This window comes from Pseudomonas sp. SJZ103 (assembly GCF_007828335.1).
Taxonomy (GTDB): Bacteria; Pseudomonadota; Gammaproteobacteria; order Pseudomonadales; family Pseudomonadaceae; genus Aquipseudomonas.
The window spans coordinates 916,704-940,595 of the sequence record NZ_VIUN01000001.1; the positions used below are offsets into that span (position 1 = coordinate 916,704).

Annotated in this window: 26 protein-coding genes, 1 tRNA gene and 1 pseudogene; 16 read left to right on the forward strand and 12 right to left on the reverse strand. The window is 60.5% G+C overall.

What is annotated here, in order from left to right; genetic code table 11:
• Positions 1-23: 23 nt before the first annotated feature.
• The 3 genes from FBY10_RS04345 (at position 24) to FBY10_RS04355 (ending at position 3,264) form a co-directional block, all read left to right on the forward strand.
• On the forward strand, positions 24-611 hold the full coding sequence (locus tag FBY10_RS04345; protein ID WP_012722767.1) for a sigma-E factor negative regulatory protein: 588 nt from the start codon (positions 24-26) through the stop codon (positions 609-611).
• A 16-nt stretch (positions 612-627) separates the two neighbouring features.
• A complete protein-coding gene (locus FBY10_RS04350; protein ID WP_131697111.1) occupies positions 628-1,590 on the forward strand; it encodes a MucB/RseB C-terminal domain-containing protein in 963 nt (320 codons plus the stop codon).
• 234 nt (positions 1,591-1,824) lie between these two features.
• Positions 1,825-3,264 carry a DegQ family serine endoprotease gene (locus tag FBY10_RS04355; RefSeq protein ID WP_131697110.1) on the forward strand — a complete coding sequence of 480 codons (1,440 nt, stop codon included), beginning with the start codon at positions 1,825-1,827 and terminating at the stop codon, positions 3,262-3,264.
• Positions 3,265-3,331: 67 nt separating this feature from the next.
• On the opposite strand, the gene FBY10_RS04360 is transcribed toward FBY10_RS04355, so the two are convergent.
• Positions 3,332-4,765 carry a M48 family metalloprotease gene (locus FBY10_RS04360; RefSeq protein WP_131697109.1) on the reverse strand — a complete coding sequence of 478 codons (1,434 nt, stop codon included), beginning with the start codon at positions 4,763-4,765 and terminating at the stop codon, positions 3,332-3,334.
• 95 nt (positions 4,766-4,860) lie between these two features.
• Between FBY10_RS04360 and FBY10_RS04365 the strand changes: the two genes are divergently transcribed.
• Both FBY10_RS04365 and FBY10_RS04370 read left to right on the forward strand, forming a co-directional pair.
• Positions 4,861-5,100, forward strand: coding sequence for a sulfurtransferase TusA family protein (locus FBY10_RS04365; RefSeq protein ID WP_003172483.1), 240 nt, complete (start codon positions 4,861-4,863; stop codon positions 5,098-5,100).
• Between the two features lie 31 nt (positions 5,101-5,131).
• Positions 5,132-6,202: an AI-2E family transporter gene (locus FBY10_RS04370; protein WP_053136801.1), complete on the forward strand. Its 1,071-nt coding sequence runs from the start codon at positions 5,132-5,134 to the stop codon at positions 6,200-6,202.
• A 60-nt stretch (positions 6,203-6,262) separates the two neighbouring features.
• Here FBY10_RS04370 and FBY10_RS04375 read toward each other — a convergent pair whose 3' ends face one another.
• Together FBY10_RS04375 and FBY10_RS04380 are read right to left on the reverse strand one after the other, a co-directional pair.
• Entirely contained in the window at positions 6,263-6,736 is a 474-nt protein-coding gene (locus FBY10_RS04375) for a peroxiredoxin (RefSeq protein ID WP_145334893.1), read from the reverse strand.
• A 10-nt stretch (positions 6,737-6,746) separates the two neighbouring features.
• Positions 6,747-7,307, reverse strand: coding sequence for a glycine cleavage system protein R (locus tag FBY10_RS04380; RefSeq protein ID WP_003172487.1), 561 nt, complete (start codon positions 7,305-7,307; stop codon positions 6,747-6,749).
• A 273-nt stretch (positions 7,308-7,580) separates the two neighbouring features.
• Between FBY10_RS04380 and dapA the strand changes: the two genes are divergently transcribed.
• The 6 genes from dapA to FBY10_RS04410 all read left to right on the forward strand — a co-directional run bounded on the left by dapA (position 7,581) and on the right by FBY10_RS04410 (position 13,161).
• Positions 7,581-8,459, forward strand: coding sequence for a 4-hydroxy-tetrahydrodipicolinate synthase (gene dapA, locus FBY10_RS04385; protein WP_131697108.1), 879 nt, complete (start codon positions 7,581-7,583; stop codon positions 8,457-8,459).
• A gap of 17 nt (positions 8,460-8,476) precedes the next feature.
• Positions 8,477-9,592, forward strand: coding sequence for an outer membrane protein assembly factor BamC (gene bamC, locus FBY10_RS04390; protein WP_027604311.1), 1,116 nt, complete (start codon positions 8,477-8,479; stop codon positions 9,590-9,592).
• A 4-nt stretch (positions 9,593-9,596) separates the two neighbouring features.
• Entirely contained in the window at positions 9,597-10,355 is a 759-nt protein-coding gene (locus FBY10_RS04395; protein WP_027604310.1) for an MBL fold metallo-hydrolase, read from the forward strand.
• Between the two features lie 27 nt (positions 10,356-10,382).
• A complete protein-coding gene (gene purC, locus FBY10_RS04400; RefSeq protein WP_027604309.1) occupies positions 10,383-11,096 on the forward strand; it encodes a phosphoribosylaminoimidazolesuccinocarboxamide synthase in 714 nt (237 codons plus the stop codon).
• Between the two features lie 83 nt (positions 11,097-11,179).
• A tRNA-Ser gene (locus FBY10_RS04405) sits at positions 11,180-11,269 on the forward strand.
• 266 nt (positions 11,270-11,535) lie between these two features.
• Positions 11,536-13,161 (forward strand): methyl-accepting chemotaxis protein, encoded by a 1,626-nt coding sequence (locus FBY10_RS04410; protein ID WP_145334891.1) that lies wholly within the window; start codon positions 11,536-11,538, stop codon positions 13,159-13,161.
• Here FBY10_RS04410 and FBY10_RS04415 read toward each other — a convergent pair.
• Genes FBY10_RS04415 through FBY10_RS04440 form a run of 6 tightly spaced genes read right to left on the reverse strand, consistent with a single transcriptional unit; the run spans position 13,152 to position 18,556 of the window.
• On the reverse strand, positions 13,152-15,095 hold the full coding sequence (locus tag FBY10_RS04415) for a response regulator (RefSeq protein ID WP_131697057.1): 1,944 nt from the start codon (positions 15,093-15,095) through the stop codon (positions 13,152-13,154). The two genes, FBY10_RS04410 and FBY10_RS04415, sit on opposite strands and share 10 nt — an antisense overlap.
• Positions 15,085-15,948 carry a sensor histidine kinase KdpD gene (locus FBY10_RS04420; RefSeq protein ID WP_131697056.1) on the reverse strand — a complete coding sequence of 288 codons (864 nt, stop codon included), beginning with the start codon at positions 15,946-15,948 and terminating at the stop codon, positions 15,085-15,087. Before FBY10_RS04420 ends, FBY10_RS04415 begins: the two co-directional genes overlap by 11 nt.
• On the reverse strand, positions 15,941-16,948 hold the full coding sequence (locus tag FBY10_RS04425; protein WP_131697055.1) for an ATP-binding protein: 1,008 nt from the start codon (positions 16,946-16,948) through the stop codon (positions 15,941-15,943). The genes FBY10_RS04420 and FBY10_RS04425 overlap by 8 nt, the downstream gene beginning before the upstream one ends.
• A complete protein-coding gene (locus tag FBY10_RS04430) occupies positions 16,939-17,343 on the reverse strand; it encodes an ATP-binding protein (RefSeq protein ID WP_065899382.1) in 405 nt (134 codons plus the stop codon). Before FBY10_RS04430 ends, FBY10_RS04425 begins: the two co-directional genes overlap by 10 nt.
• Positions 17,340-17,702, reverse strand: coding sequence for an STAS domain-containing protein (locus tag FBY10_RS04435; RefSeq protein WP_027604299.1), 363 nt, complete (start codon positions 17,700-17,702; stop codon positions 17,340-17,342). The genes FBY10_RS04430 and FBY10_RS04435 overlap by 4 nt, the downstream gene beginning before the upstream one ends.
• Before the next feature lie 2 nt (positions 17,703-17,704).
• Positions 17,705-18,556, reverse strand: a complete 852-nt coding sequence (locus tag FBY10_RS04440) for an STAS domain-containing protein (protein ID WP_131697054.1) — start codon at positions 18,554-18,556, stop codon at positions 17,705-17,707.
• Between the two features lie 186 nt (positions 18,557-18,742).
• On the opposite strand from FBY10_RS04440, the gene FBY10_RS32105 reads away from it, so the two are divergent.
• Both FBY10_RS32105 and FBY10_RS04450 read left to right on the forward strand, forming a co-directional pair.
• A complete protein-coding gene (locus FBY10_RS32105) occupies positions 18,743-18,823 on the forward strand; it encodes a hypothetical protein (protein ID WP_371920962.1) in 81 nt (26 codons plus the stop codon).
• Positions 18,811-18,977: pseudogene (locus FBY10_RS04450) on the forward strand (LysR family transcriptional regulator); the annotation flags it as partial. The gene FBY10_RS32105 and the pseudogene FBY10_RS04450, both read left to right, overlap by 13 nt.
• Here FBY10_RS04450 and FBY10_RS04455 read toward each other — a convergent pair.
• Entirely contained in the window at positions 18,969-19,727 is a 759-nt protein-coding gene (locus FBY10_RS04455) for a substrate-binding domain-containing protein (protein WP_131697053.1), read from the reverse strand. The pseudogene FBY10_RS04450 and the gene FBY10_RS04455 sit on opposite strands and share 9 nt — an antisense overlap.
• Positions 19,727-21,031, reverse strand: a complete 1,305-nt coding sequence (locus FBY10_RS04460; protein WP_131697052.1) for an MFS transporter — start codon at positions 21,029-21,031, stop codon at positions 19,727-19,729. The genes FBY10_RS04455 and FBY10_RS04460 overlap by 1 nt, the downstream gene beginning before the upstream one ends.
• A gap of 195 nt (positions 21,032-21,226) precedes the next feature.
• Between FBY10_RS04460 and FBY10_RS31435 the strand changes: the two genes are divergently transcribed.
• From FBY10_RS31435 to FBY10_RS04470, 3 genes are all read left to right on the forward strand, one after another.
• Complete coding sequence (locus tag FBY10_RS31435) at positions 21,227-21,373, forward strand: hypothetical protein (RefSeq protein ID WP_167656487.1); 147 nt, start codon at positions 21,227-21,229, stop codon at positions 21,371-21,373.
• Positions 21,374-21,463: 90 nt separating this feature from the next.
• Positions 21,464-22,387, forward strand: a complete 924-nt coding sequence (locus FBY10_RS04465) for a LysR substrate-binding domain-containing protein (protein WP_145334890.1) — start codon at positions 21,464-21,466, stop codon at positions 22,385-22,387.
• A gap of 55 nt (positions 22,388-22,442) precedes the next feature.
• Entirely contained in the window at positions 22,443-22,805 is a 363-nt protein-coding gene (locus FBY10_RS04470) for a 5-carboxymethyl-2-hydroxymuconate Delta-isomerase (RefSeq protein ID WP_131698897.1), read from the forward strand.
• Positions 22,806-22,851: 46 nt separating this feature from the next.
• Here the strand turns inward: FBY10_RS04470 and FBY10_RS04475 are convergent, their stop codons facing one another.
• Complete coding sequence (locus FBY10_RS04475) at positions 22,852-23,787, reverse strand: LysR family transcriptional regulator (protein ID WP_131698898.1); 936 nt, start codon at positions 23,785-23,787, stop codon at positions 22,852-22,854.
• Between the last annotated feature and the right edge of the window lie 105 nt (positions 23,788-23,892).

The following is a 23,892-nucleotide window of genomic DNA, read 5'->3' on the forward strand; positions in this document are numbered from 1 at the left end:
CGACAGCCAAGAGAGGAACCGCCATGAGTCGTGATGCCCTGCAGGAATCGCTGTCCGCAGTGATGGATAACGAAGCGGATGAACTGGAACTTCGTCGGGTGCTTAATGCATTTGATGATGCCGAAACCCGTGATACCTGGTCTCGTTACCAAGTCGCTCGGGCGGTGATGCACAAGGATCTTCTAATCCCTCGTCTGGATATTGCTGCGGCCGTTTCTGCCGCGCTGGCTGATGAAGCCGTTCCGGCAAAAGCTACTCGTGGCCCTTGGCGCAGCCTGGGTCGCCTGGCAGTTGCTGCCTCGGTAACTGTTGCAGTGCTGGCCGGTGTTCGCCTGTATAACCAGGACGAAATCGCCGGTGCCGAACTGGCCCAGCAGACTCAGCAACCGGTCATGGCCGGTCCGCAAGTCAAAGGCCCAGCGGTTCTGGCCGGCTACAAGGAAAGCTCTGATACCACCGGCCCTATGGCTAACGGTGTGTTGCAAGGGCAATCCGGCTGGCAGGACCAGCGTCTTCCAGGCTACTTGCGCCAACACGCACAGGAATCCGCTTTGAAAGGCACTGAAAGCGCTTTGCCATACGCTCGCGCTGCAAGCCTGGAAAACCGCTGATACGTTAAGGAGCCCTATGCGCGCCATACCGCTCCTTACGCTATTGCTCAGTGGTTGGTTTGCACTCCCCGCCCATGCCGATGAAGCCCAAGACTGGCTAACTCGACTTGGGCGTGCAGAGCAGCAGCAAAGTTTTCAAGGTACGTTTGTCTACGAACGTAATGGCAGTTTTTCTACCCATGACATCTGGCATCGCGTCCAGAATGGCCAGGTCCGTGAGCGGCTCTTGCAGCTTGATGGTTCTGCCCAGGAAGTCGTCCGTGTAGATGGTCGTACTCAATGCGTCAGCGGCACTCTTGTCGTCGGCCTTGGCAATTCGCGTGATGCACCTTCGCGCGCACTTGATCCCGAAAAACTCAATCAATTCTACGAACTGGCCGTTATCGGAAAATCCCGCGTGGCCGGTCGTAATGCGGTAATTGTGTCGATCACTCCGCGTGATCAATACCGCTACGGCTTTGAGCTGCACCTTGATCGTGAAACCGCACTGCCGCTTAAATCCTTGTTGCTGAACGATCAAGGACAGTTGCTGGAGCGCTTTCAGTTCACTCGATTAGACACCTCCACCACGCCCAATGATCGTGACTTGCAGCCCAGCAGCGAATGCACGTCTATAGCCGTCGGCGACACCAAGGCAGCGGCCGTAGAAGCCGTCGAGGCTTGGCACTTGGAGTGGTTGCCGCCAGGCTTTCAGCTGACCAATAGCAGCGCCCGCAAGGACCCCCATACCAAAACCAGGGTCGACAGCCTGATGTATGAAGATGGACTGGCGCGCTTCTCAGTGTTTCTTGAACCCATCAGCGATGTGAGCGTGACCGAGACTCGCACCCAATTAGGCCCTACGGTCGCTGTATCTCGTCGCTTGAACACGGTGGATGGCGAAATGATGGTGACGGTCGTGGGCGAAATACCTATTGGGACCGCCGAACGCATCGCACTGTCGGTGCGCGGTGAAAAAAAGGTCACCCCCAAGCCGTGAGTCGTTAATCCTATGTTCATCCAGATATTTCACAGTACGTCCATGCCAGGTTGGCTGCCGAGAGCATGAAATGTCTGGATCAGCATTTTCACTTGCAAAAATCTCCCATGTTTTTTATAGGTCAGGGCTTGTCGGCTCTGGCCTTGTTTTGTTCGCGGAACAAAAATGTCGGTCGCAGTTTTCGGCGTTTATTGAACCCTGTCGCTCAACCCTGCTCGTCGTAACGGGAGCTGTATGTCGATACCACGTTTGAAGTCCTACCTATCCATAGTCGCCACGGTATTGGTGCTGGGTCAGGCTGTATCCGCGCAAGCGGTCGAGTTGCCTGACTTCACCCAATTGGTTGAGCAAGCCTCGCCTGCCGTGGTGAACATCAGTACCACCCAGAAGCTGCCGGATCGCAAAGTCTCCAACCAGCAAATGCCTGACCTGGAAGGCCTGCCGCCGATGCTGCGCGAGTTCTTCGAGCGTGGCATGCCACAACCGCGTACGCCTCGTGGCGGCGGTGGTGGCCAGCGTGAAGCGCAGTCCCTGGGGTCTGGCTTCATTATTTCGCCAGATGGCTACATCCTCACCAATAACCATGTGATTGCCGACGCCGACGAGATCCTCGTGCGCCTGGCCGATCGCAGTGAACTGAAAGCCAAATTGGTAGGCACAGACCCGCGTTCCGACGTGGCCTTGCTGAAGATCGAAGGCAAAGACCTGCCGGTGCTGAAACTGGGCAAGTCCCAGGACCTGAAGGCTGGGCAGTGGGTGGTAGCTATCGGCTCGCCGTTTGGTTTTGACCATACCGTCACCCAGGGCATCGTCAGTGCCATTGGTCGCAGCCTGCCGAACGAGAACTATGTGCCGTTCATCCAGACCGACGTGCCGATCAACCCGGGTAACTCCGGTGGCCCGTTGTTCAACCTGGCGGGCGAAGTGGTGGGGATCAACTCGCAGATCTACACCCGTTCCGGTGGCTTCATGGGGGTATCGTTCGCCATTCCTATCGACGTGGCCATGGATGTTTCCAATCAGCTGAAAAGCGGTGGCAAGGTCAGTCGCGGCTGGTTGGGCGTGGTCATCCAGGAAGTAAACAAGGACCTGGCTGAATCCTTCGGCCTCGACAAACCGGCTGGCGCTCTGGTCGCGCAAATCCAGGACGATGGCCCGGCTGCCAAAGGCGGCCTGCAAGTCGGCGACGTGATCCTGAGCATGAACGGTCAACCGATCGTTATGTCGGCCGACCTGCCCCACCTGGTTGGCGCACTCAAGGCCGGCAGCAAGGCCAAGCTGGAAGTGATTCGTGACGGCAAGCGCCAGAATGTTGAGCTGACCGTGGGTGCGATCCCTGAAGAGGGCGCGACCCTGGATGCCCTGGGTAATACCAAACCGGGCGCCGAGCGCAGCAGCAACCGCCTGGGTATTGCCGTGGCTGAGCTGACCGATGAGCAGAAGAAAAGTTTCGACCTCAAAAGCGGTGTGGTAATCAAGGAAGTGCAGGACGGCCCTGCAGCCTTGATCGGCCTGCAGCCTGGCGACGTGATCACTCACCTGAACAATCAGGCGATTGACAATACCAAGCAGTTCACCGACATCGCCAAGGCGTTGCCGAAGAACCGCTCGGTATCGATGCGCGTGCTTCGTCAGGGGCGCGCCAGCTTCATTACCTTCAAGCTGGCCGAGTAACCCACCTGGCCAATAAAAAGCCCCGCTTTCGTTTTACGAGGGCGGGGCTTTTTTGTGGGCGATGTGTTTAGCTCATCATGCCTTTAACCAGGCGTTCCTGTTCGATCAGCTCACGCTGGCGTGCATCGATACGTGACGACAGCGGGAAATTGTTGCCGGCGCGACGTTTGGCAAAGTCCAACTGCTGAATCGCCTGCTGAAAGTCACCCACCAATGCAAAGTATTCGGCACGCGCCTGATGCAGGCCGATGATGTTGCCGGACAAACCGCGTGTCTCGGCGACCTGATACCACACATCCGGATCGTCCGGGCGAGACTTGAGCAAGCCATCCAGGGCTTTTTCCGCATCGGCAGTGCGGTTCTGCTTAAGCAACAGATCTACACGAATCTGATTCAGTGGGTAGTTGCCCGGGTATTGGGACAGCATTCGATCCGTGCGCTGCTGGGCATCGGGCAAGCGGTTGTTGTCGATGTCCAGCTGGATCTGCGCCAGGTTGTAGGTGATGTCATTGGGCGCCTTGGTCAGCAAGGGTTGCAGGCTTTCCCGTGCCTGCTTGAACTGGGAGGCTTTGATCTGGGCGATAGCCAGGCCATAGCGCGCCACATCGTTTTTCGGATTTTCGTCCAGTTGCGCCTGGAACCGCTTGGCGGCGAGTCCTGATGTGTCTTCGTATTGCAACTGTACCCGTGCGCGAATCAGCTGGTAGCGCAGGCTGTCTTCCTTGCCGCCGGCCTTGGCTTGTTCCGCGCGGTTGCGGGTGTCGGCGATACGCGACTCGGTCACCGGGTGAGTCAGCAGGAATTCCGGCGGCTTCGCGTCAAAGCGGTACTGGCGCATCAGGCGTTCGAACATGGTTGGCATGGAGCGCGGGTCGTAGCCGGCTTTCTCCAGGTTGACGATGCCGATACGATCCGCCTCCTGCTCATTCTGGCGAGAGAATCGTCGTTGTTCCTGGATGGCCGCGGCCTGTGTGCCGGCGATCGCAGCAATACCCGCGTCCCCTGCACCGGCGGCGGCCGCAATGATGCCGCCGAGCAGGGCGGCCATCATTGGGATCTGCATGCGCTGCTGCGCCTCGACACCACGGGCGAAGTGGCGCTGGGACAAGTGAGCCAGTTCGTGGGCCAGTACCGACGCATATTCCCCTTCGGTCTGGGCATTGAGAAACAGGCCGCCGTTCACGCCGACGATACCGCCGGGTGCGGCAAAGGCGTTCAACTGCGGGCTGTTAATCAGGATGAATTCCAGGCGCCGGTCATTCACCTGGCTGGTTTCTACCAGCTTGTACACGCTGGTTTCCACGTAGTCCTTGAGCTGAGGGTCGTTCAGCTGGGAGACCTGGCCCCGCAGATAAGCCAGCCAGGCACGGCCCAACTGATACTCCTGTTGTGGCGAGACAATGGCAGAGCTGGCGTCGCCAAGTGACGGCAGGTCGTCAGCGAAGCCTGGGGAGGCCAGCAGGCAAGCCAGCGTCAGCAGGGTAGGGCGCAAAAAAGTCATGCACAGAGCCTTTCGACAAAGAGCTTACTGTAGCCGGACACTGAGCTTCGGACCAGATATTCTAAGCACCCCGAACGCTTGCCCGGAGTAAAACCATGACCGACGCTGTAGCCTTTGATGCCGAACTCGATGCCAGCGGCCTCAATTGCCCATTGCCTCTGCTCAAGGCCAAGCTGGAGCTCAATCGATTGGCCAGCGGTGCTGTGCTCAAAGTGATTGCCACAGACGCAGGTTCCCAACGGGATTTTCGCACGTTTGCCAAGCTGGCCGGCCATACCCTGTTGCATGAAGAAGACGTCGCCGGTGTGTACCGTTACTGGTTGCGCAAGGCCTGAGCCGTTCGCCCCTATCACCCGAGGTTGATTGATGTTCAAAGTGTTACGAGACTGGATCCAGCGCTACTTCTCCGATGAAGAAGCCGTGGTGCTGGCAGTCCTGCTGTTTCTGGCCTTTACGGCCGTGCTCACCTTGGGTGGCATGCTGGCGCCGGTACTGGCGGGGATGGTGCTGGCTTACCTGATGCAGGGCCTGGTCACCACCCTGGAGCGTTTACGCTTGCCGGGCGGCGCGGCAGTGGGCCTGGTATTTGCCCTGTTCATGGGTTTGCTGGTGGTGTTTATCGTCGTGGTGCTGCCGCTGCTGTGGCACCAACTGATCACGTTGTTCAACGAGTTGCCGGGCATGCTCGCCAAGTGGCAGTCGCTATTGCTGCTGTTGCCGGAGCGCTACCCGCATCTGGTCTCAGACGAGCAGGTGTTGCAGGCCATAGAAGTGGCGCGCGGCGAAATCGGCAAGTTCGGACAATGGGCGCTGACCTTTTCCCTGTCCAGTCTGCCACTGCTGGTCAACATCATGATCTACCTAGTGCTCGTCCCGATCCTGGTGTTCTTCTTCCTCAAGGACCGCGCCATGATCGGGCGCTGGGTGCGCGGCTATCTGCCGCGTGAACGGGCGTTGATCACCCGGGTGGCCGAGGAAATGAACCGGCAGATTGCCAACTACATTCGTGGCAAAGTCATCGAGATCATTATCTGTGGGGGCGTTACCTACATAGCGTTTATCGCGCTGGACCTCAACTACGCCGCCTTGCTGGCACTGCTGGTCGGTATTTCGGTGGTGGTGCCGTATGTCGGCGCCGTGGTGGTGACGGTGCCGGTGACCTTGATAGCCTTGTTCCAGTGGGGCTGGAGCGACCAGTTCATCTACCTGATGGCGGTATACGGCATCATCCAGACCCTGGATGGCAACGTACTGGTGCCGCTGCTGTTCTCGGAGGCGGTCAACCTGCACCCGGTGGCGATCATCTGCGCGGTGTTGTTGTTTGGTGGGCTGTGGGGATTCTGGGGGGTGTTCTTTGCGATTCCCCTGGCGACGCTGTTCAAGGCCGTGCTGGATGCGTGGCCGCGGCAGGAGCCGGTGGTGGCGCCGTTGTTGTAGCGGCAGGAGAGAATTGTGGTGAGGGAGCGTGTCCCTCACCACAGTGGTTCGCGCTACAGATCAGGCCTTGCTCAATGCCTGGGCTGCGGCCAGAACGGCATCTACATGGCCTGGTACTTTCACGCCGCGCCATTCCTGGCGCAGCACACCCTCCTTGTCGATCAGGAAGGTGCTGCGATCCACGCCCAGGTATTCCTTGCCGTACAGCTTCTTCAGCTTGATGACATCGAACAACTGGCAGACCGCTTCATCCTTGTCGCTGATCAGCTCAAACGGGAATTCCTGCTTGCCCTTGAAGTTCTCATGGGACTTCACGCTGTCGCGCGACACGCCAAACACTTCGGTGTTGGCGGCCTTGAATGCTGCGTACTGGTCACGGAAACCCTGGCCTTCGGTGGTGCAGCCCGGGGTGCTGTCCTTCGGGTAGAAGTAGATCACCACTTGCTTGCCCTTGAGGGCGGCAAGGCTGAAGGTCTGGCCACTGGTGGCCTGGGCTTCGAAATCGGCGACCGGTTTATCGATGACTACCGTCATGGTTACTTCCTTACATTGGGTTCTGTGGGCGCCACGGTTCGATCAACGCGTCGAGGTTCAGGGCATCGGCGAAATCCAGGAACTGGTCGCGCAGCCAACTGATCTGCACGCCGGCCGGCAGGGTCACGGTGAACGTGGCGTTGAGCATGGTGCCGCCGGTTTGCGGGGCCTGGTAGGTGTCGCAGGTCAGGTTCTCCAGCTCGACGTTATGGTCGATGAAGAACTGGCACAGCTCATTGACGATGTCCGAACGGTAGGCCGAGCTGACATACGCCACATAAGGAAGCGCCTGCGGGCGATTTTCCAGCGCGGCGCTGCGCACCACGTTAACGGTGAAGTCGTGCTTCTTGGCCAGGCCCGGCAGGCCGGTCTCCAGGCGCGCCAGGGCATCCCAGGTACCGGAAATCTGCAGGACCAGCGCACTGCACTCGCCATGGCGGGTCAGGCGGGAGGTCACCACGGCACAGCGGTTTTCATGGCTGGCGCGGCACAGGACGTTGGTCAGCTCCATGGGGTTGGCGCCGAGGGCACTGATAACAAGGAATTGTTCGCGAACTGTGGGGGTGGACATGCAGCCTTCCTAAAACGATGAGCGGTCGATACTGTGAGGGCTGTATCGATCAAAGCATGAAGGGTAGCGAAAAGCGTCGCCAAGGGATAGGAGGTGGCGTTTTCATTGCGTGATCCGCCTGATTTTGCCCCGCCTCAACCCGTGCTTTGGCTCAATGATGGCATTGCCCGTCGTTTAGTTGCGCCAGAACGCATCCTCAGGCGGTACTTCGCTTGTACAAGCATCTTGGCGCCAGTACCATTACGGCTCTCTTTTTCCGGCAGGAGCGGTTGCATGATTGCGGGCAGTATGGTGGCACTGGTCACACCCATGGATGCACAAGGTCATCTCGACTGGGACAGCCTGGGCAAACTGGTGGACTTCCACCTGCAAGAAGGCACCAACGCCATCGTGGCGGTCGGCACCACAGGTGAATCGGCCACTCTTGATGTGGAAGAACACATCAAGGTGATCGAATTCGTGGTCAAGCGTGTCGCGGGGCGTATTGCCGTGATCGCCGGCACGGGCGCCAACTCGACGCGCGAAGCCATCGAGCTGACCAAAAACGCCAAGAAAGCTGGCGCTGACGCGTGCCTGCTGGTGACCCCGTACTACAACAAGCCGACCCAGGAAGGCCTGTACCAGCACTTTCGCACCATTGCCGAAGCCGTCGACATCCCGCAGATCCTCTATAACGTGCCGGGTCGTACCGCGTGCGACATGAAGGCCGAGACCGTGATCCGCCTGTCCACCGTACCGAACATCATCGGTATCAAGGAAGCCACCGGCGACCTGCAGCGCGCCAAGGACATCCTGGCTGGTGTGAGCAGCGACTTCCTGCTGTATTCCGGTGACGACGCCACGGCTGTCGAGCTGATCCTGCTGGGCGGCAAGGGCAATATCTCCGTGACCGCCAATGTTGCCCCGCGCGCCATGAGCGACATGTGTGCCGCCGCCATTGCCGGCGACGCCGTGACCGCCCGTGCGATCCACGAGAAGCTGATGCCGCTCAACAAGACACTGTTTATCGAATCCAACCCTATTCCCGTGAAGTGGGCGCTGTTCGAGATGGGCCTGATGCCGGACGGTATCCGTCTGCCGCTCACCCGCCTCAGCGAAGCCTGTCACGAACCGCTGCGACAGGCCCTGCGCCAGTCCGGCGTCCTGGTTTAATTGAGGAAGCACTACGCATGAAGCGATTGGCCGGACTTTCCGCACTTGCCTTGATTATCTCCAGCACCAGTGGCTGCGGTTGGATCTGGGGCCCGGAAGGCTACTTCCGTGACCGCGGCAGCGATTACCTGGAAGCACAAGCAACCAAACCGATGCAACTGCCGCCGGACGTCAACGTCGCCAAGCGTCTTGACCCGTTGTTGCCGATTCCACGCAACGTTGCCGACGACACCACCAAGGGTGAATACGTCGTGCCGCGTCCACAGCCGATCTCGGCCGTGGCGGATGCCAGCGACTACAGCCTGCAGAAGAGCGGTGATTCGCGTTGGATCGTGGCGCAGCGCCCACCTGCCGAAGTCTGGCCGGTAGCGGTGCAGTTCTTCCAGGACAACGGTTTCCGCATCGACGAGCAGCGCCCGCAGACCGGTGAATTCACCACGGCATGGCAGCAGGGCAGCGAACTGTCCGCCACTATGGCCAAGCGCCTGCAGGCCGGTGGTGTCGCCGCCGACAGCGAAGCCCGTGTGCGTGTGCGCATCGAGCCAGGCGTGCAGCGCAACACCAGTGAAGTCTATGTGGTCAGCGCCGAACGTCCTGCCGGCAGCACCGCCAACGTCGACTTCACCAACCGCTCGGTCAACACCGGTGTCGACTCGGCATTGGTCGACGAGATGCTGGCCAGCATGAGCCGTATCTCCGAGAAGGGCGGTTCCGTATCCCTGCTCGCCGCCCGTGATTACGACACCCCGAGCCGCGTCAGTCTCACCGAAGACGGCAGCGGCAACGTGGTGCTGAACCTGGGTGAAGACCTGGATCGTGCCTGGGCCAGCGTCGGTCGCGCGTTGGAGCAAGGCCCTTGGCGTGTTGAAGACATCAACCGCAGCCTGGGCCTGTACTACATCAACGTGGCTGAAAAGGCCGAGCGCAAAGACGAAGAGCCTGGTTTCTTCGGCAAACTGTTCGGCAGCAAGCCGACCAAGGAAGAAATCGAGACCCGTGCCGAGCGTTATCAGGTGCGTTTGAGCAAGGTTGGCGAGACTGTGCAAGTCACCGTCGAGAAGAACATCAACACCGTGGCGCCGGCTGAAACAGCGCGCAAGGTGTTGGGCGTGATTCAGGACAACCTGGGCTGATCCGATGCGTTTTGCCGTTCTCGGCAGCGGTAGCCAAGGGAACGGCACGCTGGTCGCCCATGACGACACGTACGTGCTGGTGGATTGTGGTTTCTCGTTAAAGGAAACCGAGCGGCGCCTGCTGCGCCTGGGGGTTCACCCCTCGCAGCTGAGCGCGATTCTGGTGACCCACGAACATGCCGACCACGTGCATGGCGTGGGTTTGCTGTCTCGGCGCTACAATCTTCCGGTGTACCTCAGTCGCGGCACATTGCGCGGGATGCGCAAACCCATAGAACCCGCAGGTTTTCTGGCTGGTGGCGAGCAGCTGCAAATCGGTGCCCTGAGCATCGATGTGATTGCCGTGGCGCACGATGCCCAGGAACCGACGCAGTATGTATTCAGTGACGGAGAGCGGCGTTTCGGCGTGCTCACCGACCTGGGCTCCTACTGCGCCAAGGTGCTGGACGGCTACCGGAACCTCGATGCCTTGATGATCGAGTCCAACCACTGCCGAGACCTGCTGGCTCGCGGTCACTATCCGTACTTTCTCAAGCAACGGGTCGGCGGCGAATTGGGACATTTGAACAACCATCAGGCGGCGTACCTGGTGTATGAGTTGGGTTGGCAAGACCTGCAACACCTGGTCCTGGCCCACTTGAGCAGCAAGAACAACCTGCCGACGCTTGCCCGGCAATGTTTTGTCGACACCCTCGGGTGCGACCCGGACTGGCTGCAACTGGCCGATCAAGATTCAGGGCTCGACTGGCGACATATCGCCTAGCCCACCTCACTCAAAGCGGAGCCCATCATGGAAAAACGTGAAGAACTCTACCGCGGCAAAGCCAAGTCGGTTTACAAGACCGACGACGCCAACCGCCTGATCCTGCTGTTTCGCAACGACACCTCGGCGTTCGACGGCAAGCGCATCGAACAACTTGATCGCAAGGGCATGGTGAACAACAAGTTCAACGCCTTCATCATGCAGAAACTCGAAGCGGCCGGCATTCCGACCCAATTCGACAAACTGCTGGGCGACAACGAGTGCCTGGTGAAGAAGCTGGACATGATCCCGGTGGAATGCGTCGTGCGTAACTACGCAGCCGGCAGCCTGGTCAAGCGCCTGGGCGTCGAAGAGGGCCTCAAGCTCAACCCTTACACGTTCGAGCTGTTCCTGAAGGACGACGCCAAGGGCGACCCGTTCATCAACGAATCCCACGTCGTGGCATTCGGCTGGGGCACCGCTGAGCAACTGGCACGCATGAAGGAGTTGTCCCTCAAGGTCAACGACGTTCTGAGCAAGCTGTTCGACGACGCAGGCCTGCTGCTAGTGGACTTCAAGTTGGAATTCGGCGTGTTCCACGACGGCTCCATCGTCCTGGGCGACGAATTCAGCCCGGACGGCTGCCGCCTGTGGGACAAGGACACCAAGAAGAAGATGGACAAGGACCGCTTCCGCCAAGGCCTCGGTGATGTGATCGAAGCCTACGAAGAAGTCGCCAAGCGTCTTGGCGTACCGCTTTAATCGACGCAAGCATCTGATAGCACGGAAAAAAATCGCTTCTGCGCTTTGCTTCCACGAAACAGGCTGTTATGATGCGCGCCGTTGGAGAGATGCCAGAGTGGCCGAATGGGACGGATTCGAAATCCGTTGTACCTTCACCGGTACCTAGGGTTCGAATCCCTATCTCTCCGCCATTACATAGAAAAAGCCCCGTAGTTGAATAAGCTACGGGGCTTTTTCGTTTCTGAGATTTTTATTTGGAGCAGAGCTACTCGTTCCGAGCTGCCGACAGGGCCGTCGTGGTTCTTCCAGCCAGCACAACCAACCGCCTTCCGTCTTCAAGCATGCTTTACTGGCCTGATAACTTCTCATTTCCCGCAGGCTACGTCCCTCAAGTCTTTATCCATGCGGCCGAAACGCTCTCATACGACATCGTATCCCTAACGAGAGATCCCGCTAAATGTCCCTTCGCAGCCTGTCCATCGCCCGCCGTGCGGGTTTAGGTTTTGCCTTGATTGCTTTGCTCGTGGCCCTGCTGGGTTTTTTTGCGCTGTCGAATATGGCAAACATCCGCGCCAGCGCGGTGCAGGTGGAAAGCGGGCTGGTGCCTAAGATGCGGCTGGTGGCGGACGTTCGCGAAATCATGCTGCGCATTCGTACGATCTCTTTGCGCATGGCGCTGGACCCGAACCCGGCGAGCATCCCGCAATACCGTAGCCAGATGGACACCCGCAGCCAGGACCTGACCAAGCGGCTGGCTGAACTCGACGCGGTGATCGACACTCCCGAATTACGCACGCTCTACGACCAGTTCCAGGTCTCGCTGCGCCAATACCAGCAAGGGCTGGCGCAGTCCTTCGCCCTTGCCGACAAGCAGCAGGGCGCCGAGCTGAACAAGCTGTTGCTGGTGGATATGAAAACCGTGGTCGATGGCTCCGGAGCCCAGCTCAATGCCCTGGCCGACTACTACAACGCCCAGATCAACCAGCAAGGCCAGACGGCCGAGTCACAGTACAGCCGTTCGCGCACCATGGTGTTCGGCTTTGTGATTGTTGCGGGTTTGAGCACCGTGCTGCTGGCGTGGTTGCTCACGCGCAGCATCGTCGGCCCCCTCAGCCATGCAGTACGGGCTGCCGAGAACGTTGCCCAGGGTGACCTGACCCAAACGGTGGACGTGACCGGCGACGACGAAGTGACGCGCCTGCTCGTGGCTCTCAAGACCATGCAGGCCAACCTGCGCGGCACCCTGCAGCTGATTCGCCAGTCGGCGGGGCAGATGGCGTCATCGGCCACCGACCTCAACGGCATCACCGATCAGAGCAGCCGCAGCCTGCAAAAGCAGACCGCTGAAATCGAGCAGGCCGCCACCGCCGTGAACGAGATGACCTCGGCGGCGGATGAGGTGGCGCGCAATGCAGTGTCCACCTCCGAGTCCACGCGCCTGTCCAATGAAACCGCGCGCGAAGGCCAGCACCGTGTGGGCGAAACGGTCAACGCCATTCAAGCCCTGAGCACCAATATCGGCGAAACTTCGACCCTGGTGCAGAACCTCGCCGAGCAATCGCGGGATATTGGCAAGGTGCTCGACGTGATTCGCTCCATCGCCGAGCAGACCAACCTGCTGGCGCTCAACGCCGCGATCGAGGCGGCGCGGGCCGGTGAGTCCGGGCGCGGTTTTGCGGTGGTGGCTGACGAAGTGCGCGCCCTGGCCCATCGCACCCAGCAATCGACCCTGGAAATCGACCAGATGGTGACCGCGATGCGCACCGGCTCCAACGACGCGTTGAGCTCAATGCAGTCGAGCACCCAGCGTGCCACCGACACCCTGGCCTTGGCTGAGGGGGCGGGCGGCGCATTAAGTCAGATCACCGACTCCATCGACCAGATTCACCAGCGCAACCTGGTGATTGCCAGTGCTGCCGAAGAGCAGGCCCAAGTGGCCAAGGAAGTCGATCGCAATATCGTCAATATTCGCGATCTGTCGGCACAGTCCTCTTCCGGAGCCGGGCAGATCAATGGATCGAGCCGGGAACTGGCGCAGTTGGCGGTTTCCCTGAACGAGGCGGTCGCAAAGTTTCAGCTGTAGTGAAGTGTGCCGGCCGTGCCATCCAGCCCGCGACGGATCTTCTCCAGCAATTCATCGATGTGAAATGGCTTGGAAATCAGATCCATGCCTTCGCCGAGGAAACTCTGGCGATTCGCCGCGTTTTCCGCGTAGCCGGTCATGAACAGGATTGGCAGTGCAGGATGCATTTCGCGTGCGACGTCGGCCAGTTCGCGCCCGGTCATGTAGGGCAGACCGACATCGGTCAGCAGCAGGTTGATGCTCGGGTCGTCGCGCAGGCTGGCGATGGCTTCGTCGCCATCGGCGGCGAGGCTGCAGCGGTAGCCGGCCTCGATCAGCACCTCGGCCACGAAGCTGCGCACGGTGGGCATGTCTTCGACAATCAGCACGTGCTCGCCATTGCTTTGGCCCGGCGACGCCAGTGGCTTGACCACGGTGCTGGCGGGGCCGCTTGCGGCGGGGAGCATGATGGTCACCTCGGTGCCCTGGCGGGTTACGCTGCGGATCTGTGCGTCGCCGCCGGACTGTCGGGCAAACCCGTAGATGGTCGACAGGCCCAGCCCGGTACCCTGGCCCAGCGGCTTAGTGGTGAAGAACGGGTCGAACACCTTGTCGATGACGCTGTGCTCGATGCCCACACCGTTATCGCGTACCGACAGGGCGATGTAGGGGCCATTTTCCAGTTTGAGGTTGCCGTTGGAGTAGGCCGGGTAGGTCGTCACCCAGATATTGCCGCCCTTGGGCAGCGCGTCGCGGGCGTTGATCACCAGGTTCAGCACGGCGCTTTCCAGCTGGATCGGATCGACCATCGCCACGGCCGGGTTGTTGGTCAGCTCCAGTTTCAAGGCGATATGTTCGCCGATGGTGCGTACCAGCAATTCTTCCAGGGAGCGAATATGCGCGTTGATGTCGATCGGCCGCGTGTCCAGCGGTTGCTGGCGGGCGAAGGCCAGCAGGCGGTTGGTCAGGCCGGCGGCGCTCAGGGCCGAACTCAACGCCGCATCGGCATAGCCTATGACCTTGTCGGTACGCTGGGTCTCAATGCGTTTCTTGATCAGCTCCAGGCTGGTGATGATCCCGGTCAGCAGGTTGTTGAAGTCATGGGCGATGCCGCCGGTGAGTTTGCCCAGGGCATCCATCTTCTGTGCCTGTAGCAGCTGCGCCTCGGTGCGTGCCAATTGGGTGGTGGCGTTGGCCAGTTCGGCCTGCTGGTGCCGCTCGCGGTGGCGGTGTTCGGTGACGTCCTCGACAAATACCAGGCTCAATTCGGCGCGGCGGTAGGGCGAAACCTGCCATTCGGTCTCGCGCAACTGGCCGTCGACCTTCATCTGCAAGGTGCCCTTCCAGCGCTCGCCGGCAGCCAGGCGCAGGCACAGCTCCTGAAGCACCGTGAGTTGATCGGTGGCGAAGCATTCGAGCAGGGCGTCGGGGTTGAGGTTGTCGTGAATCAGCTGGGCAAAGGCATGGTTACATTCGTGCACCTTGAGCTGTGCATCCATTACCGCAATCGGCGCGCTGATATTGAAGAAGATTTCGCGAAACCGTGCCTCGCTCTCGCGCAGCGCGTATTCAGTGTCGCGCACTCGCAACAGGGTACGCAGAGTGGCCAGCAGCACATCCGGATCGACCGGGTGGATCAGGTAGGCATCGGCGCCGGCATCCAGGCCGGTGATGATGTCGCCGGTCTCGATGGAAGCTGCCGATACATGCACCACCGGCAGCAAGGCGGTGACCGGATCGGCGCGCAGCACGCGCACGATGTCGAAGCCGCTCATGTCTGGCAGGTTGACATCGAGGATCAGCCCGTCGATTTTTTCGCTGGCGATCAGGTCCAGCCCTTCCTGGCCGGTGCCGGCCTCAAGCACATGGTAGTGATGGCTTTCCAGGCGTCGGCGCAGGGCGTAGCGGGTAGCGGCGTTGTCGTCGACGATCAGCAGTTGGATGTCACGATTCATCGACAAGTCCGCCAGCAATAGAGAGAGGAATGATCACGAAGAACATCGAGCCGACGCCAGGCGTACTCTCTACGCCGACCCGGCCGCCGAGCAGTTCGGCAAAGCGTTTGCACAGCGACAGGCCCAGGCCGGTGCCGCGCAGGCGTTTTTGCAGCGGCGAGTCGATCTGGGAAAAGTCTTCGAACAGGTTGCTGTGCAGTTCGGCAGGAATGCCCAGGCCGGTGTCGTGCACGGCAAAGCGGATTTCCTGCTCGCCGACCCGTTGCGCCGATACGCGTACCTCGCCGTGCGCTGTGAACTTCAGGGCGTTGGAGATGAAGTTGCGCAGGATCTGTGCCAGCTTCTTGTCGTCGGTGTAGAGCTTGGGCAGGCCGATAGGTTCTTCGAAGATCAGGTCTATCGACGAGGCATCGACAATCGGGCGGAACATCCCGCGTAACGCCGAGAACAAATCGAACATGTCGAACCAGGCCGGCGAGATAGTGATGCGCCCGGCCTCGATCTTGGCCAGGTCCAGCAGGTCGTCGACCATTTCGCGCAGCTCGCGCGCGGAACTGCGGATAAATCCGACCTGCGTGTGCTGCTCGGCGCTCAGCGGGCCGTCGAGTTCGTCGGCCAACAAGCTGGTGATGCTCAGGATCGAGCCCAGGGGCGTGCGGAATTCATGGCTCATGTACGAGAGGAATCGGCTTTTCAAGTCCGATGCCTGGCGCAGTTGGTCGGCCTGGGTATCCAGCTCGGCATACAGTGCCAACACGCCCTGGTTGGTCTCGTCCAGCTCCGAACGCAACGCATCGGCCTCCTGGCGCAGGCGTTGCAGTTCATCGGTGAGGGAAGCGGTGGTCTCAGCCATCAATGGCCTCCAGGGCAATCACGAAGACGGTAACGTCATCCCGTCCGCGGCAGAAATCACGGTGCAGGATGGCGGCGATCAAGGCCGGGTGGCGGTGTGAAAGCCCGGGGTAGTCGGCAAGGTTCCAGCGTGATTGCAGCCCATCGCTGTAGAGGACCAGCAGTTGGCCGGTGACCTGAGCGTAGTCGAAGGGCTGCGCCTTACGAAATTGCACGCCGACGATACCGGGGTGGGAGGCCAGCCCGCGCGACTTGCCGGGGCCGATCAGGCTCGCGCCGATATTGCCCACCCCGGTGAAGCGCAAGCTGTCGGCCATGGCGTCGTACTGGGCGACGGCCATGGCGCCGCCGCGTGTGCCGCTCATACCGATATGCAGGTCGTTGAACAATACGGTCGGGTCCAGGAACGGGTCCTGGGCAAACACCGCTTCACCGGCGTGTGCTGCCCGTTCGGCTTCGCTGCCATGGCCCAGGCCGTCGGCCACCATTACGCTGAAACGGCCTGGCTCGATTGCCAGGTGCCAGGCATCGCCACAGGCCGGGTCATGGTGCAGGGAGTGCTGGCTGACACCGTAGCGAATATCCTTGGTACCTGATGCCCGCGGGTACAGGCGAGCCAGCATCGCCGTGCCGCGATGGTCGGCGTACGCATCAAACACCTGTGCCACGCGGGAGATGGCGCCCATGCCGATACCCTGGGTGCCGCCGGTGGAAAAACCGTCCACCAGGCAACTGTCCAGATCAAACCCCTGGCCACGGTCCACGGCGATCATCTCCACGCCCTGATTGCCCGTGGCGCGCAACTGCAACTCGCCGTGGGCGGCATGCTTGAGGATATTGCTGGCCAGCTCTGTGGCCACCAGGGCTACGCGGCCGGCGTCGGTTTCGTCGAAGCCCAGTTGCTCGGCGAGCTGTTGCGCAGTGCGCCGGGCATAGCCGACCTGGCTGACATCTTCGATCAACAGCACCTCGGTCAAGGCGCTGGGAATGTTCACGTCCATCGGGTGATCGTCACGCGGGTGCCCTTGCCGGGAGCGGTGTCCAGTTCAAACTCGTCCACCAGGCGTTTGGCGCCGGTCAAGCCCAGGCCCAGGCCACTGCCCGAGGTCCAGCCGTCGGTCATCGCCAACTTGAGGTCGGGGATGCCCGGGCCTTCATCGCGGAAGGTCAGGCGCAGGCCGGGGCGGTGGTCTTTCTCGACCACGGCCCAGTCCATATGGCCGCCGCCGCCGTAGACCACGGTGTTACGCGCCAGCTCGCTGACGGCGGTGACCAGCTTGGTCAGGTCGATCAGGCGCATGCCGCATTCCTGCGCCAACTTGCGCACCAATTGTCGGGCCAGCACCACGTCCTGTTCGATGAGCACCGGGTGGGTGCCGCTGCTGGCCTGGGTCATGAGTGGTCTACCCGGTCACGCAGCAATTTCATGCCGCGCTCGACATTCAACGCGGTCGCTACGCCTGGCAGGGTCATGCCCAGTTCCACCAGGGTGATCGCCACCGCCGGCTGCATGCCCACCAGTACGGTCTGGGCATCCATGATGCGCGACAGGCCGGAAATGGTGCCGATCATGCGGCCGATGAACGAGTCGACCATGTCCAGCGCGGAGATGTCGATCAATACGCCCCGTGCCGACGTGCGGCTGATGCGCTCGGACAGGTCGTCCTGCAACGTCAGCGCAAGCTGGTCATGCATGTCGACCTGAATCGTCACGAGCAGGAATTCGCCCATCTGCAAAATCGGGATACGTTCCATGCTTAAACAGCCTTGCTGATGGTGACACCCAGGCGTTTCAGGGCCAGTGCCAAGGCATCCGCCAGGTTAGCCTTGGTCACCACGCCTTGCAGGTCGAGGCCCAGGTGCACGATGGTCTGGGCGATTTGCGGGCGCACGCCGCTGATGATGCAGTCGGCGCCCATCAGGCGGATGGCGGTCACGGTTTTCAACAGGTGCTGCGCGACCAGGGTGTCCACGGTCGGCACGCCGGTAATGTCGATGATGGCGATCTCCGAGCCGGTGTCGACGATGCGCTGCAACAGCGACTCCATGACCACCTGGGTGCGTTGCGAATCCAGGGTGCCGATCATCGGCAGGGCCAGCACGCCGTCCCACAGCTTGACCACCGGGGTGGACAGTTCCAGCAATTCTTCCTGCTGGCGCTTGATCACCGACTCACGGGATTTCTGGAAAGTACGGATAGTGTGCATCCCCAGCGCGTCAAGCAGCTCGGAGATTTCCCACAGCTGTTCGGCCAGTTGCGTCGGTTGTTCGGCGTATTCCCGTTGCAGCAGGGCGAACAGCGGACCTTTGAGGGCAAAGATAAAGCTGGCGGTCTGTTGCGAGTCCTGGCCGATCAGGGCGCGGCTGTGGGAGAGTTTTTCCAGGAAGACCCGGGTTTCTGCCCAGTTTTCATGGCCGACCTGTTGCGAACCGCCTTGCTGCAGTGCTGCGATCAACAGGTTGAGGAAGTCGTTGGCCTGCTGCCGGGTGTCCTCGGCCTTGACGTTACGCGTGGCCCCCGAAGCCTCAAGGCTGGCAACCCATTCGGTCAGCAGGGTAGGGCGATGGGTGTGCAGTGCCTGAATGGTATGAGCTTGCAGAGTTGCCACAGGAAACCTCCTTGAATGCCTTGGTTGAGTGGCATGCAATTTATACTAAATTGAAGTGCTTTGAATTGTTTCGAAGCTTTTCGTTCATTCGGTTCAAGCCTTGTGGATCGGGCGCTTTAGGCGGATAGGCGTTTCGCCGGCAGTGATCAATCAGCGTGCACCCGGCGCGCCGCCGCGGCCATCCGCATCTCGCAATCGGCCCTCAGCCGGCGCATCGAAAAGTTCGAGTCGGCGCTCGACTTGAAGCCGTTCGAACGCACCACGTGACCACCCTGATGGTCTGGTGGAAGCGGGCTTAGGCGTGGTGGAACCGCAGGTGATGCGTAATGTGGGCTTGATCAAGCGCCGCGGGCGGACGTTGCCGCCGGCGGCGCTGGAGTTGGAGCGATGGATGCAGCAGATGCGGTGTCGGTCAGCGTGACACCGAGTCCAGGCCGGTGGATTGCACCACCGGTTGTGCCTCGGGCGACGCCAGGAACTGCAACAGCGCCTTGGCTTGTGTCGGGTGTTCGGCATTGACCGGAATGCCCGCGGCAAAACGCGTCACCGATTGCACATCCTCCGGGATCTTGCCGACGTACGTCACACCCGGCACCGGCAACAGCTCCGCCACCTGTTGTAAGCCCACTTCGTAATCGCCCTTGGCGACCTGTTCGGCCACCGGCAGGCGCTCGATCATGGTGCCTTTGGCGGGCATGCCGAGCTTCTTGAACAGCTCTTTCTCGACATACACACCGCTGGCGCTGTCCGAATACGCCACGGACTTGGCCTTGCTCAATACAGCCTTGAGTTCGGCATCAGTGCCGATCGCAGGTTTGGCCGCACCTTCCTTCACCACCAGGCCGATGCGTGAGTCGGCCAGTTCCACGCGGGAAGCCGGGTCAACCTTGCCTTGTTTGATCAGCTCATCCAGGGCATAGCCGACCATGATCACCACGTCGGCATGTTCGCCACGGGCCAGGCGGTTGGGAATCGCTTCCGGTGCCTTGCCCATGGATGGGCCGAGTATCGTGTCGAGGGTGTCGCCGCTGTGCTGGGCGTATTGCGGGCCCAGCAGTTTATAGGCGGCGGTGAAGCCACCGGAGGTCATCACCTTGAGCTCCTCGGCCTGGGCCGTCAGCGCCAGGGCGCCGAGGGCCAGCGCCGTCAGGGTCTTGAACACAGACCTCATCACACCGCCCCCTGCATCACCTGCCCACGCGCATTGGCACGACGGTACAGCGCCAGTGTCGAGCACAGTGCGCAAACCGCCGCAAACATCATCCAGTAGGCCGGCGATGCCTTGTCCTCGGTGATGTGAATGAACCAGGTGGAGATCGCCGGGGTAAACCCACCGAAGATCGCGGTCGCCAGGCTGTAGGCCAGGGAGAAGCCGGCCACGCGCACTTCCACCGGCATGATTTCCGTGAGGGCGGGGATCATCGCACCGTTGTACATGCCGTACAGGAACGAGAACCACAGCAGGGTTTCCAGCATATGGGCGAAGCTCGGTGCGTTCACCACGTAGGACAGCGCCGGATATGCCGTGAGCACCGTCAGTGCGGTCATGGCGATCAGCACCGGCTTGCGGCCGAAGCGGTCGCTCAAGGTGCCGCCGATCGGCAGCCAGACAAAGTTCGATATCGCCACCAGCAAGGTCACCAGCAGCGCGTCGGAGGTGCTCAGTTGCAGCACGGTCTTGCCGAAGGTCGGCGCATACACGGTGATCAGGTAGAACGCGGTGGTGGTCATGGCCACCATCAGCATGCCGCCGATGACCACGGTCCAGTTTTTCACCAGTGTGGCCAGCACTTCGCGCATGGTCGGGCGATGCTTGCGGTTGGCGAACTCTTCGGTTTCCTGCAGGTTACGGCGCAGCACAAAGATGAACGGGATGATCACGCAACCGATGGCGAACGGAATGCGCCAGCCCCAATCGGCAACCACCGCCGGTTCCATCCACACGTTCAAGCCATAGCCCAGCGCGGCAGCCACCACGATGGAGATCTGTTGGCTGCCCGATTGCCAGCTGGTGTAGAAACCCTTGCGGCCCGGGGTGGCCATTTCAGACAGGTATACCGACACACCGCCCAGTTCCGCACCGGCCGAGAAACCTTGCAACAGGCGGCCCAGCAGCACCAGCAGCGGCGCCCACAGGCCAATGGTGTGATAACCCGGCACCAGCACGATCAACAGTGTGCCGCTGGCCATGATCGACAGGGTTACGATCAACCCTTTGCGGCGGCCGACGTCATCGATATAAGCGCCGAGGATGATTGCGCCCAGTGGCCGCATCAGGAAGCCAGCACCGAACACGGCGAAGGTCATCATTAATGACGCAAATTCATTAGCGGCGGGGAAGAATGCGGCAGCGATGTAGGTGGCGTAGAAACCAAACAGAAAGAAGTCGAACTGTTCGAGGAAGTTGCCCGAGGTAACGCGGAATACCGCACCTACTTTCGAACGGGCAGAATCGGGCCGGGAAGGGCTAGTCATGGTTTTGTGTCTCCAGCGTTCTTTTAAGTGCTTGTTTCGCGTAAGACCGAGGATAGTGGCTGACACATTTAGAAATGATAAGTGAAAAATTTGGATTGATTAATCTTAATTGGCTATCAATCGCCGTATCCGTCAAAAATCCTGCTCTGTTCTATGCTGGTAGATGTGACCAATTCTTACGGAGGGGAGGTGGCTATGGGCAACGAACAGAAGCGCCAGGATGAGCCGGAGCGTGAACAACCCCAGCAACGGCGTGAAGAAGAAAAACCCCAGACCTGGAAACATCCGGATGACGGAACGGAGCTGTCCGAGCGGGATCAGGAGTTTCCGCTCAAGCCCTGAGCAAGGGGCCGGTATCAGCAGATTGGCGCATAGACGCCGTGCGTCGCGCTTTCTACACTGCGACCTGTCTTGGGGAAAGGGCAGGCGCCGATGAATCGCAATGAATTACGCAAGGCCGACATCAACCTGATGGTGGTCTTCGAAGCACTGATGCTTGAGCGCAATGTGACGCGGGTGGCCGAGAAGCTGTTTCTCGGCCAGCCGACCATCAGTTCGGCCCTAAACCGTCTGCGTACCTTGTTCAATGATCCGCTGTTCATTCGCGTCGGCCATCGCATGGAACCCACTGCGCGCGCCGAGGAAATCATCCAGCACCTGTCGCCCGCCCTGGACTCACTGTCGTCGGCCTTGAGCCTGACCCACGATTTCGACCCGTCCATCAGCACCATGACCTTTCGCATCGGCCTGTCCGATGACGTCGAGTTCGGCCTGTTGCCGCCGCTGCTGCGCGCCTTGCGCCAGGAGGCGCCGCAAGTGGTGTTCGTGGTCCAGCATGTGGACTACTGGCGCATCCCCGACCTGCTGGCCTCCGGCGATATTACCGTCGGCATCACCCAGACCCGTGGCCTGCCGGCGAATGCCAAGCGCAAGCTGCTGCGTCATATCCGCCCGCGACTGCTGCGCGCCGATCCCTCGGACACTCCGCTGACCCTCGATGAATATTGCTCGCGCCCCCATGTGCTGGTGTCCCACACCGCCAACGTGTCCGGGTTTGCCGATGAGTGGCTGGCGGAAATCGGCCGCAAGCGCCATGTGGTGTTGTCGGTGCCGCAATACAGCGCATTGCCCGCGCTGCTGGCCGGGACGGACCTGATCGCCAGCCTGCCGGACTACACCGCCGAGGCCATGGCTGTGTCGGGCAACCTGTTCTGTGAGCCGTTTCCGTTCGAGACGCCGACCCTGGATTTGTCCATGGTCTGGCTCAGTCATGTGGACACCGACCCGGCTGAACGCTGGGTGCGTTCGCGGCTGGAAGCGTTCATGAGTGATCGGGGCCTGGCGAACAAGGCCTGACGCGTTTATCCGTGGTATATCTACGAATCTTCCTACGAATGACTCGGAGTCATCCATGCCACACCTGCACTTGGAATACACCGCCAACCTGACAAACCTGGCCGTCGAGAAAACCCTGTTGCGTCTCAACAATGTGCTGATGGCGTCCGGGCAGTTCGGTTCCGAGTTCGATATCAAAAGCCGTGCCGTGAAGGTCGAGAGTTTTCAGGTGGGCACCTCCCTCAACCCACGCGGTTTCATCGCGGTGAAGCTGTCGCTGCTCAGCGGGCGGTCGCCGCAGGTCAAGCAGCAATTGTCGCAAAGCCTGCTGGCAGCATTGCAGGATCTGGGCGACTGGCCGGCGGATATACAGGTTCAGCTCAGCGTCCTGCTGGTCGACATGGATCGCGATTCCTACAGCAAAGTCGCCATCGGCTAACCCGCAATCCATCGTGGCGAGGGAGCAAACGCCCTCGCCACAGACGTTAGAGTAATCCCTGATCCGCACACACCTTTACCACCTGCTCACGAAACCAGGTATTGGCACTGTCCTGTTCACTGCTTTCATTCCACTGCATATCCAGGGTGAACCCCGGCAACCCGTTGGGGGCCTCGCAGTGGCCGAACACCGTCGCGGGCGCCAGCAGTTTTTGCACGCGGCGCGGCAGGGTGACGATGAAGTCGGTGCCGGTGATCATCTTCAGCGCTGCGCTGTAGCTGTTGGCCCGGGCGATCACCTGGCGCTTGTGGGCCTGGCGCGCCAGCCAGCCGTCGATCATGTTGGTGTCGGAGGTCCAGGGCGTGGGGAACACGTGGCGCCGCTCGACGAACGATTGCAGGCTGAACGCCGCCTCGCGCGGTGCCGCGCGTTTATCGAAGACGCATACCAAGTCGTCTTCCAGCAGCATCTGGGTCTTGAAGTCTTTATGGGCGCGGTGAAAGTGCGGGCCGAAGCAGATCACCAGGTCCAGGCGGCCCTCGCGCAGGTCGTCGGCGGGGATGTCGGCTTCCAGTTTCTGCACATTGACGATCACCGGCAGGTCGGCGCGGTCGAAATGCTTCAACAGGCGCGGCAGGATCAGTTGTTCGAAGTACTCCGGCGCGCAGACATTGAAGGTCACAGCCTTCTGGGTCGGGTCGAAGGCCTGGCCACCGGCGTGGCACAGGTTGATGCTTTCGAGGATCTTCTGCACATGGGCGTACATGGTGGTGGCCTTGTACGTAGGCCGCATGCCCGCCCGCGTGTTGATAAACAGCTCGTCTTCAAAACTGGTCCGCAGTTTCTTCAGGCTGTAGCTCACGGTGGACTGGCTGACGAACAGTGTTTCTGACACCTCGGTAACGCTGCTCTGGTCATAGACGGCGATAAACACCATCAAGTCCTGCATATCGAGTTTTCTGAGCAAGTTACTGTTTAACATCGGTTTCGTCCGTAAACCCCATGTACCGAAGTCAGTACAAGACAGCGCGAAAGCTTAACGGAACGGCCGTGCCAATAGAAAGCTCTGTAGGGCGTTTCTATGTTT